Annotated in this window: 12 protein-coding genes; 2 read left to right on the top strand and 10 right to left on the bottom strand. The window is 74.4% G+C overall.

Features of this window, described 5'->3' with window-relative positions:
• Positions 1–113: 113 nt before the first annotated feature.
• The 9 genes from QRN23_RS07285 to QRN23_RS07245 form a co-directional block, all read right to left on the bottom strand.
• Positions 114–488, bottom strand: a complete 375-nt coding sequence (locus tag QRN23_RS07285; protein ID WP_285063044.1) for a hypothetical protein — start codon at positions 486–488, stop codon at positions 114–116.
• Positions 489–576: 88 nt separating this feature from the next.
• Positions 577–1,599, bottom strand: coding sequence for a DNA-3-methyladenine glycosylase family protein (locus QRN23_RS07280; protein WP_285063043.1), 1,023 nt, complete (start codon positions 1,597–1,599; stop codon positions 577–579).
• Complete coding sequence (locus tag QRN23_RS07275) at positions 1,596–2,252, bottom strand: DNA-3-methyladenine glycosylase I (RefSeq protein ID WP_285063247.1); 657 nt, start codon at positions 2,250–2,252, stop codon at positions 1,596–1,598. The genes QRN23_RS07280 and QRN23_RS07275 overlap by 4 nt, the downstream gene beginning before the upstream one ends.
• A 44-nt stretch (positions 2,253–2,296) precedes the next feature.
• Complete coding sequence (locus QRN23_RS07270) at positions 2,297–2,947, bottom strand: methylated-DNA--[protein]-cysteine S-methyltransferase (protein ID WP_285063042.1); 651 nt, start codon at positions 2,945–2,947, stop codon at positions 2,297–2,299.
• Positions 2,944–3,510, bottom strand: coding sequence for an RNA polymerase sigma factor (locus QRN23_RS07265; RefSeq protein WP_285063041.1), 567 nt, complete (start codon positions 3,508–3,510; stop codon positions 2,944–2,946). The genes QRN23_RS07270 and QRN23_RS07265 overlap by 4 nt, the downstream gene beginning before the upstream one ends.
• Position 3,511: 1 nt before the next feature.
• Positions 3,512–4,030 carry a methylated-DNA--[protein]-cysteine S-methyltransferase gene (locus tag QRN23_RS07260; protein ID WP_056046652.1) on the bottom strand — a complete coding sequence of 173 codons (519 nt, stop codon included), beginning with the start codon at positions 4,028–4,030 and terminating at the stop codon, positions 3,512–3,514.
• 265 nt (positions 4,031–4,295) lie between these two features.
• The gene (locus QRN23_RS07255) at positions 4,296–4,574 is read right to left on the bottom strand and encodes an acylphosphatase (protein ID WP_056046650.1); all 279 of its coding nucleotides are present in this window, start codon (positions 4,572–4,574) and stop codon (positions 4,296–4,298) included.
• Between the two features lie 184 nt (positions 4,575–4,758).
• On the bottom strand, positions 4,759–5,745 hold the full coding sequence (locus tag QRN23_RS07250) for an aldo/keto reductase (protein WP_285063040.1): 987 nt from the start codon (positions 5,743–5,745) through the stop codon (positions 4,759–4,761).
• Between the two features lie 156 nt (positions 5,746–5,901).
• Positions 5,902–7,920, bottom strand: coding sequence for a hypothetical protein (locus QRN23_RS07245; RefSeq protein WP_285063039.1), 2,019 nt, complete (start codon positions 7,918–7,920; stop codon positions 5,902–5,904).
• Between the two features lie 521 nt (positions 7,921–8,441).
• Here QRN23_RS07245 and QRN23_RS07240 point away from each other — a divergent pair.
• Positions 8,442–9,800, top strand: a complete 1,359-nt coding sequence (locus QRN23_RS07240; RefSeq protein ID WP_285063038.1) for an MFS transporter — start codon at positions 8,442–8,444, stop codon at positions 9,798–9,800.
• Positions 9,797–10,393, top strand: coding sequence for a thermonuclease family protein (locus tag QRN23_RS07235; RefSeq protein WP_056046641.1), 597 nt, complete (start codon positions 9,797–9,799; stop codon positions 10,391–10,393). The genes QRN23_RS07240 and QRN23_RS07235 overlap by 4 nt, the downstream gene beginning before the upstream one ends.
• On the opposite strand, the gene QRN23_RS07230 is transcribed toward QRN23_RS07235, so the two are convergent.
• A complete protein-coding gene (locus QRN23_RS07230; RefSeq protein WP_285063036.1) occupies positions 10,318–12,513 on the bottom strand; it encodes an MMPL family transporter in 2,196 nt (731 codons plus the stop codon). The genes QRN23_RS07235 and QRN23_RS07230 overlap by 76 nt on opposite strands.
• Positions 12,514–12,554: the final 41 nt, after the last annotated feature.

Below are 12,554 nucleotides of genomic sequence, written 5' to 3'. Positions count from 1 at the left end.
CATGCACCACCCGGTCATCGCCGAGATCCCACGAAGTGCCCGAGGCCGAGGCCGAGGCCGAGGCCCCGGCTCGCGCACGCGGGTCTCGGCGCGCTCCCGGGGTCTCACACGGGTCAGCGGCCGCCGCTGCCGCCGCGGTTCGCGCCGATGTCGCCGCGGTGGGCGTTCGCCTCGGGGTCGGCCGAGTGCGGGTCCTCGTCGTCGACGGTCAAGGCGGCGTCCTGCTCGCCCGAGACGCCCCCGGGGCTCACGGCGACGTAGCCGTCCTCGCCCGAGTGGCTGCCGCCGAGCGGCTGCGTGACGTCGCCGTCCGGCGTCGCGTCGCCCGATGCGGCGGGTTCGCCCTGCGTGTCGGTCGGGCCCGTGCCGTGGGCGGCCCGGTGCGTCTCGATCGCGGCGGCCTCGACCGCAGCCTGGTCGAGCGCGTCGCCGTGGCCGAGGTCGTCGTCCGGCTCGTGCGGGTCCGGGTTCGTGCGGGCGTCGCTCATCGGGGGTCCTCTCGTGGTGGGCCTCCGAGGCTAGGCGCACCGCGCCTCCTCGTCCGGTCGTCGTCGTCGGCAGGTGGCGCCGGGCGCCTCACGGCGCGGTCGGCAGCACCGCGGCCCAGAGGTGGAACAGGGCGTAGGCGCGCCAGGGCGACCACGGTGCGCCGGCGACCTCGGCCTCCTTCGTCGTCAGGCCGCCCATCACGCGCCGCAGCACGAGGTCGCCCGCGGGCCAGGCGTCGCGGTCGCCCAGGGCTCGCACGGCCAGGTACTCGACGGTCCACGGGCCGATGCCGGGCACGGCGAGCAGGCGTCGGCGGGCGTCGGCGTGGTCGACGTCGGGGGCGATGACGAGTCCGTCGGCGACGACCTCGGCCAGGGCGTGGATCGTCCGCGCGCGACTGTTCGTCACCCCGACCGCGGCCCGCAGCTCGTCGACGTCGGCCTCCGCCAGGCGGTCGGCGCGGGGGAACCGCGTCAGGCCCGTCCCCGCGACGGGTTCGCCGTGGGCCGCGACGAGCCGCCCGGTGAAGGTGCGCGCCGCGGCGAGCGAGACCTGCTGCCCGAGCACCGTCATCACGGCCGTCTCGAACCCGTCGGGGTTGCCCGTCACGCGGATGCCCGGACGCGCCGCGACGAGCGGCCCGAGCACGGGGTCGTCGGCGAAGCCCCGTTCGACGTCGTCGAGGTCGGTGTCGAGGTCGAGCCACGTCCGCACGACGCGTCGTGCCTCGTCGACCGTCGCCTCCGTCGGCAGCACGCCGTCGGGCCCGGTCAGCGCGACGTCGACCCCGGTGGCCGCGAACGACAGGTCGAGACGGTGGGAGGCGCGCTCGGCTCCCGTGCCCAGCTCGACCAGTCGCGCGTGCGTGGCCGCGGCGACGTCGGTGGCTTCGGCTCCCGGCACGCTGTGCGCCGCCAGCAATCCCACGGCGTGCGCGTGGTCCCAGGCGCCGACGGGTTCGACGACGAAGCGCGCGGTCGCCCCGTGCGGTATCGCCCCGTGCGGTACCGCCCCGACCGGTGCCGCCCCGTCGGGTGCCGCCCCGACCGGTGCCGCCCCGTCGGGTGCCGCCCCGTCGGGTGCCGCCCCGTCGGGCGAGTCCGCGGTCACGACCCGGCCGCCCGGGGGCCGCCGTCCGGCACCGGCCGGCCGTCGTCGCCCCACACCCCGGACGACCCGCGGCGGTGGCTGTCGACGAGGTGCGTGTCGACGATGCCCGCGGCCTCCATCAGCGCGTGCATGGTGGTCGGCCCCACGAAGGTGAACCCCTTCGCCTTGAGTGCCCGCGAGAGGGCGAGCGACTCCGGCGACGTCGTCGGCACCTCGGCCATCGTGCGGGGCCGGGGAGTCTCGACCGGCCGGAACGACCAGACGAAGTCGACCAGGCCGCCGTCGGCCCTCAGGTCGATCGTCGCCCGCGCGTTGCGGATCGTCGCGTCGACCTTGAGCCGGTTGCGGACGATCCCCGCGTCGGCCATCAGCCGTGCCCGGTCCTCGTCGTCGAAGCGGGCGACGACGTCGGGATCGAAGTCGGAGAATGCGCTCCGGAACGCCGGACGCTTGCGCAGGATCGTCGCCCACGACAGCCCCGACTGGAACGCCTCGAGGCTCAGCCGCTCGAACAGGCCCCGCTCGTCCCGGACCGGCAGCCCCCACTCGGTGTCGTAGTACTCGCGCAACAGCGGATCGGTCGACGCCCAGACCGGTCGGGCCAGCCCGTCGTCACCGACCACGACGCCCGCGCCCGCCAGGTCCGACGACACCGCTCCCGCGCCGGCCGCCGTCACGCCGGAGGTCACCGCCTCGCTCACGCCCCCGCCTCGAGGTCGATCAGGATCTGCTTGGCCGCCATGCCCCCACGGTAGTTGCCCGAGGTCCCGTCGCTCCGCACCACCCGGTGGCAGGGGACGACGAGCGGCAGGGGGTTGGTGGCGCAGGCCGTGCCGACGGCCCGCACCGCGCGAGGACTGCCCGAGGCCAGCGCCACCGCGGCGTAGCTCGCCGTCGACCCGTAGCCGATGTCGGGCAGGTGCTCGAGCACCGTCCGCTGGAATCCCGTGGACAGGCGCCGGTCGAGCGGCAGGTCGAACGCGCGGCGCTCGCCGCGGAAGTACTCGTCGAGCTCGCGTGCCACGGTGTCGAGCCGTGACGGCGCCTCGACGATGCGCGGGCTGACCGTCGTGGCGAGGCGGTCGAGCACCGTGTCGTGCCCCTCGATCTCGAAGGCCACCCGCAGCACGCCCACGTCGGTGGCGCAGAGCAGCAGGAGGCCGACGGGGGAGTCGAGGGTGCGGTACGCCACATCGACCGCCCCGACGCCGAGGGCGGTCTCGGCGAAGCGGGCGTGCAGCGCGGCGAGTCGCTGGTCGGTCGGGTCGAGGCCGGTCAACGGGTGGCCGGTCGACAGCTCGTCGGGCGCGGCGGGGTCGTCCAGGGCGGCGTCGGGAGAGGCGGTCATCGGATGCCCTTCGGCTCGGGGGACGGGGAGGAGGCGCGACCGGCGGCCCGACCGGCGGCCCGGCCGGGGGCGCCGGTCGCGCGAGGCGTCGCGGGGTCGGCGAGCAGCCGCCGCAGCGCCGCGATGCCGTCGGCGGACGCGCGCCGGGCCGCGTCCGCGCTGATGCCGGTCAGCTCGGCGACCTCGCGGTGCGAGAGCCCGACGAGGTGGTGGTAGACCACGGCACGCCGCTGGCCCGGCGGCAGGGTGCGCAACGCACCGTCGAGCTCGTCCGCGCGCGCGACGGTCTCGTCGTGAGGAGGCGCGGGCGGCGGTTCGGGCACCGTCTCGACCGGCCGGGGGCGACGCTCGCGTGCCCGCAGCACGTCGATCGCCTTGCGGTGCGCGATGGTCACCAGCCACGCCTCGAGGTTCGTCGACGCCGGGAGCGACGGGTACGCGACGAGGGCCGCCACGAACGTCTCGCTCCAGGCGTCGTCGGTGTCGTGCTCGTCGAGCACGGCCCGGCAGACGCGCCAGACCGTGCGACCGTGCCGGGCGACCACGCGCTCGAAGGGTTCCACGTCAGAACAGCCGACCGGAGTCGGGGCCCGACGGCTGGTCGGCCTCCAGCCCGAGCAGGAACCGTTTGCGGTCGAGCCCGCCGGCGTAGCCGACCAGGGCCCCGCCCGAGCCGACCACGCGGTGGCACGGCACGACGATGCTCAACGGGTTGAGCCCGTTGGCGGCGCCGACCGCGCGGGCCAGGCCGACGCCGCCGAGTGCGGTCGCGAGCTGACCGTAGCTGCGGGTCTCGCCGAAGGGGATGTCGCGGAGGAGCGTCCACACCCGCACCTGGAAGTCGTTGCCGCGCGGTGCCAGCGGGAGGTCGAAGGAGCGCCGCTCGCCGCCGAAGTACTCGCCGAGCTGGCGCCCGACCTCGGCGAAGTCGCTCAGGCCGACGCCGTCCCGCGAGACCGGGCCGAAGCCGGTCGGATCGGGCAGGTGGCGGTGCTCGTCGAAGTAGAGGCCGACGAGGCCCGTCTCGCCCCCGACGACGGTCAACGGGCCGACGGGGGTGTCGACGCTGGTGTGGACGCTCACGGTGCCTCCTGGCTCTCGGCGATGGTATCCACCCCGTAGACGCGGCAGCGGCACCGGATGTGAGGTCACCGGTCGACGAGATCGGACGCCCCGGGCCGACCGGGCCGGACGGTCCGACCGAACCGGTCCGGGTGATCGGGCCGGGCCGTCGAGCAGGTACCCTTGAACGCCCGGTCCGGGCACTCCACACTGTCGGGTGTGTGCGAGCGTCCGGGCCGGGTCTCTCGTCTCCGGCCGCCGGGCCCCGTTCCGATCGCCGGTCGGGCTAGTGGCGCGTGCTGAACTCGCTCTCGCCCACGGGGGTGATCTCGCTCACCTCGACCCGGTCGACCCGGGCCCCACGAGGTCCCTCGTCCAGCCATTCGAGCAGCAGCGCCACCCGGTCGGGCCGTCCCTCGACCTCGACCTCGACGGTCCCGTCGGGCAGGTTGCGGACGAAGCCGCCGACGTCCAGTCGGTCCGCCTCGCCCTCGGTCGAGAAACGGAAACCCACGCCCTGCACCGAACCGTGCACGAGGGCCCGGCGTCTGATCACGTCGTCCATCGCTCGACCGTACCCGCGCCTCCTCGGGCTCGCCCTCGTTCCGCGCCGGGACGTCTCAGCCCGCCACGAAATGAACATCCCGCCACGAGAAAAGATGGCGGGATGTTCATTTCGTGGCGGGGTGGCGGGGTGGCGGAGCGACGGCTCACGCAGGGCGACGGCCGAGCCGACGCCGGTCGCCTCGCTACTTGTCGACCGTGGACATGTCGGCGTAGCGGGCACCCTTCGGCGCGGCCACGTCGTCGAGCTGGTGCACCTGCTCGGCGTCGAGCACCACGTCGTCGGCCGCGACGTTCTCGTCGAGGTAGGCGCGGCGCTTCGTGCCCGGGATCGGCACGATGCCCTCGCCCTTGGCGAGCAGCCAGGCGAGCGCGACCTGACCCGGCGTGGCGCCGACGGCCCGGGCGACCTCGTCGACCTGCTGCACGATGCGGACGTTGGCCTGCAGGTTGTCGCCCGAGAAGCGGGGAGCGAACCGGCGGAAGTCGTCCTCGGCGAGCTCGTCCACCGAGCGGATGGTGCCCGTGAGGAACCCCCGACCGAGCGGCGAGTAGGGCACGAAGCCGATGCCGAGCTCGCGGACGGTCGGCAGGATCTCGGCCTCGGGCTCACGGCTCCACAGCGACCACTCGGTCTGGAGGGCGGTGATCGGGTGCGTCGCGTGGGCACGGCGGATCGTCTCGGGCGCCGCCTCGGACAGCCCGAGGAACCTCACCTTGCCGGCCGTGACGAGCTCGCCCATGGCGCCCACGGTCTCCTCGATGGGCACGAGCGGGTCGACGCGGTGCTGGTAGTAGAGGTCGATGTGGTCGATGCCGAGGCGCTTCAGCGAGCCGTCGACCGACCGGCGGACGTACTCGGGGCGACCGTCGACCGTGCGTTCGGCGCGGGCCTCGGGGTCGGTCACGTTGCCGAACTTCGTCGCGACGACGGCCTGGTCGCGGCGGCCCTTGAGGGCGCGGCCGAGCAGCTGCTCGTTCGTGTGCGGGCCGTACATGTCGGCGGTGTCGAGCAGGGTGACGCCCACGTCGAGCGCGCGGTGGATGACGCGCACCGACTCGTCGTCGTCGGTGCTGTTGCCGGTGTAGAAGGCGGACATGCCCATGAGGCCGAGGCCGAGGCGGCCGACGTCGAGTCCGCCGTCGACCTGGCCGAGTGTGGTGTTCTTCATGGTCCCGAGCCAACTCCCTCGCACCCGGTGCGGGCACATGCCCGGCCCACGGGCCGACGGGCCCACGGGCCGACGGACAGCAGGAGGCGCGGTGCCCGTCGACCGGACACCGCGCCTCCTCGGCCTCGTGGGGTCAGGCCCCGGGGGCCGCCGCGATCAGCGGCGCCCCGCCCGGCGACGGGTGACGGCCGAGCCCGTGACGAGCGCGAGGCCGAGGGCCAGGGCGGCCGCCGCGACGCCGAGCGGCAGGCCCGGCTCGCTGCCGGTGTAGGCGAGCGGTCGGCCCGAGCCGCCGGTGCCCGTGCCGCCCGTGCCCTGGCCTCCGGCTGCCGGCACGACGGGAGCCGGCGTGACGGTCGGGTCGGGGGTCGGCTCGGGGTCGGGCACCGGGGTCACCACGGGAGGCGCGGCGAGGGTGATGGTCGGGACGGTCCCGTCGGCGGTCGGCGCCGTGAACGACCCGAGGGTCTCGCCGTCGGCCACGACGTCGTAGGTCGTGCCGGGGACGAGGTCGTCGGCCCGGTAGACGCCCGCGGCGTCGGTGGTCGGGGTGGCGACGGGCTCGGGGTCGGTGGCGTCCGCCTCGATCAGCGACAGCTCGAGGTCGGCGGCGGGCGTGCCGTCGGAGTCCACGACGGTGCCCTCGACCGACACGGTCGCGGGGGCCGCGATCTGCACGGGCGGGATCGTCCCGCTCGTCGCGGGTGCGGTGATCGTGACGGCCGAGTCGACGTCCTCGTTGAGGACCACCTCGTACTGTTCGCCAGGGGTGAGGCCGTCGGCCGTGAACGAGCCGCCCGCGCCGGTCTCGACGCTCGCCACCGGCGCGGTCTCGCCGACCGGCATGATGTCGACCGTCGACCCGGTCGCGGGTGCCGATCCGTCGGGGTTCACGATGCTCGTCGTGATCTCGACGGTCGGGTCGAGCGTGATCGACGCGCCGGAGGCCGTGGTGACCGGACCGCGGGCGATGCCCGTGACCTCGTCCACCAGGTCGTACTCGGCCGCGGGGTCGAGCCCCTCGAAGGTGACCGAGCCGTCGGCTCCGGTCGTCCCCGACGCCACCGGGTCGATCTGGCCGGGCACGACGATGCTCACCGGACGGTCGGCCACGGGCGTCCCGTCGGCCTCCACGACCGTCATCGTGAGGGGCGCGGTGGCCACCGGGGGCACGGCGCCGGCGAAGGCGAAGTCGAGTCCGGGGGAGTCGTCGCCCGCGATCGTGAAGGGCACGGCAGGCAGATCCGCGGCGTCCTCCGGTGTGGTGACGTCGACCTCGTAGGGCGTGCCCGAGACGAGGCCGGGGACCGACCAGGTGCCGTCGGGGCCGACCGACGTGGTGGTCCCGACGACCTCACCGGTCGCCGGGTCGACGACCGTCACGATCGCTCCGGGGTAGGCCGCGCCGTCGTTCGTCACCACCCCGCTCGCGGTGAAGGTCTTGGTCACGAACCACGTCTGGTAGACGGGGAACCCGGAGCGCTGCTGGTACGTGAAGGTCAGCGTCGACAGCGGCACGGTCGGGCTGAACCAGGCGGCGGCGCCCTCGGTGTCGGACGCGGTGGCGTTGCCGGTCAGCACGCCCGTGGCGGCGTTCCAGGTCGGCACGTCGCGCAGTCCCGCGGCGTCGCACGACGGCGACGGGCCGCCGGCCGCGGTGCGGCAGTAGTTGTACGTGCTCCCGAAGCCGAGGGCGTCGGCGGGCACGGCCACACCGTCGGCGCCGGTGGCCGACACGGTGACCTGGTCGGCGTCGACGTCGCCCAGCACGAACGACCAGTCGCTCGCGGGGGTGGCCCGGTCGAAGGTGTACGTCGTGACCGACGCGGCGGCCGCGGTCGGCGAATCCTGGGCGGGACGGAGGTTGAGGTAGGGGCGGCCACGGCTCGAGTCGTACTCGGCGCCGACCGGCGTGCCCGTGCCCTGCCACGTGTTCGATCCGCTGGGGATCGTCGCCTGGCGCGAGGTCGACGTGAACGTCGCCTGCGGGAAGTCCCCGGGGAGCGTCATCGTGCCCGTGTAGGCACGAGCCGTCCCGTCGACGGTGAAGTCGGCCCAGCCGACCGCTCCCGGTCCGGCGGCGGAGGCGCTGGTCGCGCCCCCGAGGGCCAGCGCGCCGGCCACGACGACCGTCACCCCCGTCGCCGCCCATGCCCTGATGCGCCTGTCGATCATGTCGTCGTCCCTCCGGCCCCACCCCTGATCGCGGGCCACGAGGTCGAGGTTATGTCAGGTGTGGTCGTCGTGTCACACCCGGACCGACCCGAGGCGTCGTCGCGGGCGTCGCCGCGTGCCGGGAACGACGAAGGGGCGCCGCCTCGCGACCGGTCACCCGGTGCGGAGGTCGGCGCCCCTTCGGGGACGTCGTGCGTCAGCGCTTCTTGGCGTTGGAGACGATGTCCTCCGAGTGGCCACCCGTCGCGCCCTTGGCCTTCTTGTCGGCGCGTTTCTCCTTCAAGGAGCGCACGGCAACCTTCGCGGTGCCTTTTTTCGCTGATTTCTCTGCCATGGTGGTGCCTCCGTCGCGGACCGAGATGATCCGGTCCGCCCGAGGCTACGGTGCCGCGGCCCCGGTGTCTGTAGCCGCGGCCATCTTCACGGCTCCTACACTGCCCAGTGGCCCGGTCCGCCTCACGCGAGGAGTCCGTGTCCGACCACCCGCCCGACCCGACGACACCCCGAGACGACAGGCCCCGATGACCCCCGTCCCCACCTCGCCCCCGGTCGCCCCGACGCGCAGCGAGCGCCTCGACGAGCTGCCGTTCACCTCGAAGCACCGTCGCCTGTTGGCCGGCTCGGGCATCGGATGGGCCCTGGACGCGCTCGACGTCGGCCTGCTCTCGTTCGTCATCGCCCAACTGATGACCGTGTGGAGCGACCAGGCCGGACAACTGGCCTGGGTCGCGTCGGCCGGGTTCGCGGGCATGGCGATCGGCGCGGCCGTCGGTGGTTCGCTGGCCGACCGCTTGGGCCGCAAGACCGTCTTCGCCCTGACCCTGTTGCTCTACGGCCTCGCCACCGGCCTCTCGGCCCTGTCCTGGTCGGTCGGCGTGCTGCTCGTCCTGCGCTTCGTCGTCGGACTCGGCCTGGGCTCCGAACTGCCGGTCGCGTCGACCCTCGTCAGCGAGTTCTCACCCCGGCGCATCCGGGGCCGGGTGGTCGTCCTGCTCGAGGCGTTCTGGGCCGTCGGCTCGATCGGGGCCGCCCTCGTCGGCTACCTCGTGATCCCGACGAGCGACGACGGCTGGCGCTGGGCCCTGCTGATCGGTGCCGCTCCCGCGCTCTACGCCGTGTTCGTCCGCCTCAGGATGCCCGAGTCGGTGCGCTTCCTCGAGTCGAAGGGGCGTCACGACGAGGCCGAGCGCACCGTCCGCGGCTTCGAGCAGGCGGCCGGCGTCGCCGCCCCGACCGTGGCCGCCGAGGAGGCGCGGGTCGTCGAGAAGCCGGTCCGCGCCTCCGTCGGCCGGCTCTTCGGTGCCGGCATGGCTCGCCGCACGGTCGCGATCTGGGTGGTCTGGTTCATGACCAACTTCTCGTACTACGGCGCCTTCGTCTGGCTGCCGTCGTTGCTCGTCGCGGCCGGGTTCCCGCTCGTGCGCTCGTTCGGGTACGTGCTGATCATCACCCTGGCGCAGCTGCCGGGTTACGCGGCCTCGGCGTGGTTGATCGAGAAGTGGGGGCGCCGGGGGACGCTCGCGACCTTCCTGCTCGGGTCGGCCGTCGCGGCCGTCTTCTTCGGCTTCGGGGCGGTCAGCGGAAGCGTCGCGCAGATCCTCGTCGCGGGCATGGCCCTGTCGTTCTTCAACCTCGGCGCGTGGGGGGCGCTCTACGCCGTGACGCCCGAGCTCTACCCGACCCCGCTGCGGGGCACGGGCGCGGGGTGGGCCGCCGGCGTCGGGCGCATCGCCTCGATCGCCGCGCCGCTGTCGGTGCCCCCGCTGATCGCCCTCGGAGGGCCGCCCACCCTGTTCGTCGTCTTCGGCGCGGTCTTCGTCGTGGGGGCCGTCGCCGCCACGATGCTGCCCGAGCTCCGCGGCACGCGGCTCGCCGAGTGAGCGCGCGTCGCCGTCCGTCGCGTCGTCGCCTCACGCCGCGCCGGCTGCTCGGAGTCCTCGTGGTGCTCGTGGCGGGGGCCGTCCTCGTGGCCTTCCCGCGCCTCCTCGGCGACGGGTCGGCGGGTGGCGACCCGGGAGGCGCGGGTGCGGTCCCCGTGCCCGCGAGCGTCCCGGCCGCGGCGGTCGAGGCCGTGGTCGACCGGGTCGTCGACGGGGACACCGTCGTCGTCCTGGTGGCGGGTGAGCGCGAGCGCATCCGCCTGATCGGCGTCGACACCCCCGAGACCGTGAAGCCCGACGCGCCCGTCGACTGCTTCGGACCCGAGGCGAGCGCCTTCACGACGGCCACCCTGCCCGAGGGGGCCACGGTCTGGCTCGAGGACGACGCCTCGCAGGGTGACGCCGACCGCTACGACCGGCTGCTGCGCTACGTCTGGTCGCCGGACGGCACGATGCTGAACGAGCGGCTCGTCGCCGAGGGCTACGGGCGCGAGGACACCTACGACGACGCGTACCGCTACCGCGACCGGTTCGTCGCGGCCGAGGCGTCGGCCGAGGCGTCGAGGGTCGGGCTCTGGGGCGCCTGCGGCTGAACCGACGGACGCCGGCTCGGCCACCAGAACGCGTCACCGGTGAGGAAGACGAGCGCGGGCACCAGCACGGTGCGCACGACCAGGGTGTCGAGCAGCACGCCGAGGCAGACGATCACGCCGACCTGGGTCAGGGCGACGACCGGCAGCACGCCGAGGACGGCGAAGACGGCCGCCAGCAGGATGCCCGCACTCGTGATGACGGCGCCGGTCGAGGCCAGGGCTCGCACCATCCCCTCGCGGGTGCCGTGCACGAGGCCCTCCTCGCGGGCCCGGGTGGTGAGGAAGATGTTGTAGTCCACCCCGAGGGCGACGAGGAACAGGAACGCGTACAGCGTCACCGCCGTGTCGAGCGCGGGGAACCCCAGCACGTTCTGGAACAGCCAGGTCGAGGCCCCGAGGCTCGCGAAGAACGTGGCGAGCACCGAGGCGATGAGCAGGACGGGGGCCACGAGCGAGCGCAGCAACAGGGCCAGGACGGCGAACACGATCGCCAGGATGATCGGCGCGATCAGGTCGATGTCGGCCTGCGCCGCCACCTTCGTGTCGTAGGCGGTGGCGTCGCTGCCCCCGACGAGCGCGTCGGCGAGGCCGCCGCCGGCGTCGGCGTACCCGGCACGCAGACGCTCGACGGTGGCGAACGCGGCGTCGCTCTCGGGTTCGGCGGACAGCTGCAGGTCGACGCGCGTCAGTCCGCCCTCGGTCTCGCCGGTCGTGGCCGTGTCGACGCCGTCCGTGCCCGACGCGAGCGCGGTGGCCTCGTCGGCGACCGTCGAGGGGACGATCACGGTGGTGCGGCTGGTCAGCCCCGCCGAGAACGAGTCGTCGATCACCTGTTGCGCGGTGACCGAATCGGGGTCGCCGAGCAGCTGGTCGGTCTGCGAGAGGCCGACGGCGTAGCCGCTCAGGCCGAGGCAGAGGACGCCGATGCCCGCGACGGACGCCACGGCCACGACGGCCGGACGGCGTCGGACGCCGCGCCCGAGACGGTCCCAGAAGCCGCGTCGCGGTGCCGCGTGGTGCGCCGCGCCTCCTGCGGTGGCGTCGGCCGTCCGCGTCGCGTCGGCCCCGTCGGAGACGCGGTCGCGCCCGGACGAGGAGGCGCGGGGCACGAAGGGCCAGAACAGCCCGCGACCGCAGACCACCAGGGCCGCCGGCAGGGCGACGAGGGCGAACACGATCGCGACGCCGACGCCGATCGCACAGGCGAGACCGAGGGCCCGGTTGCCCGTGAGCGACGCGAGGAGCAGCGTGAGGAGGCTCAGGGCGACCGTGCCGCCGCTGGCCGCGATGGCGGGCCCGGCACTCGTCACGGCCGTGCGCATCGCGCGGTGGCGGTCGGGCTCGAGCAGCAGTTCTTCGCGGTAGCGCGCGACGAGCAGCAGGGCGTAGTTGGTGCCCGCGCCGAAGACGAGCACCGAGAGGATGCCCGAGATCGAGGCGTCGAGCGGGATGCCCAGCGGGTCGGCGACGGCGGCCGCGACCCGGCCGGCCAGGGCGTCCGCGGCACCGACGACGGCCAGCGGCACGATCCACAGCACGGGGCTGCGGTAGGTGACGATCAGCAACACGGCCACGACGACCACCGTGACCAGCAGGAGCCGGAAGTCGGCCCCGGCGAAGGCGTTCGCGATGTCGTCCTGGAACCCGATCGGCCCGGTGAGCAGGGCGTCCAGCCCGGCGGGCAGGTCGGCCGAGGCCGCGTCCCGCAGGCTCGTCGCCGTGCCCGCGACGTCGGCGTCGACCGTCGTGGCGTCGAGCGGGACGGCCACGATCGCCGCGGTGCCGTCGTCGCTGATCTGCGGCCGGACGGCCTGCGGGGTCGTGGCGAGTTCGGCGAGGGCGGCGGCCCGCTCGTCGACGGCGGTCAGGTCGGCGGCGTCGAGCCGGTCGCCGTCGTGGCTGAAGACCAGGATGCCCACCGTCGTCTCGGCACTCGGGAAGGTCGTGAGCAGCTCGGCCACCTGGGCCGACTGGCTCGTGTCGGGGACGCCCGACGGCGGGGCCGCGTCGCCCTCGCTCTGCGGCAGGACCGTGAAGAGCAGGGCGACGGCGACGGCCGTCGCGGCGAGCACGGCCCAGGCGGTGCGGTGGCCGCTGACGATGCGGGCGAGGGTGCGCATGGTGATCCTTCAGTCGCTGAATGTCTTAGGAGCTAAGAGTA

The organism is Frigoribacterium sp. ME-P-080, assembly GCF_030209595.1.
Lineage (GTDB): Bacteria > Actinomycetota > Actinomycetes > Actinomycetales > Microbacteriaceae > Frigoribacterium.
The sequence above is the reverse complement of the archived record's forward strand: the minus strand, read 5'-3'. Positions and strand labels throughout refer to the sequence as shown.

Excerpts from the sequence above, each read along its gene's own strand:
- QRN23_RS07285 (WP_285063044.1), bottom strand. The coding sequence starts at position 488 with ATGAGCGACGCCCGCACGAACCCGGACCCGCACGAGCCGGACGACGAC.
- QRN23_RS07240 (WP_285063038.1), top strand. The coding sequence starts at position 8,442 with ATGACCCCCGTCCCCACCTCGCCCCCGGTCGCCCCGACGCGCAGCGAG.
- QRN23_RS07250 (WP_285063040.1), bottom strand. The coding sequence starts at position 5,745 with ATGAAGAACACCACACTCGGCCAGGTCGACGGCGGACTCGACGTCGGC.
- QRN23_RS07270 (WP_285063042.1), bottom strand. The coding sequence starts at position 2,947 with ATGACCGCCTCTCCCGACGCCGCCCTGGACGACCCCGCCGCGCCCGAC.
- QRN23_RS07255 (WP_056046650.1), bottom strand. The coding sequence starts at position 4,574 with ATGGACGACGTGATCAGACGCCGGGCCCTCGTGCACGGTTCGGTGCAG.
- QRN23_RS07230 (WP_285063036.1), bottom strand. The coding sequence starts at position 12,513 with ATGCGCACCCTCGCCCGCATCGTCAGCGGCCACCGCACCGCCTGGGCC.
- QRN23_RS07245 (WP_285063039.1), bottom strand. The coding sequence starts at position 7,920 with ATGATCGACAGGCGCATCAGGGCATGGGCGGCGACGGGGGTGACGGTC.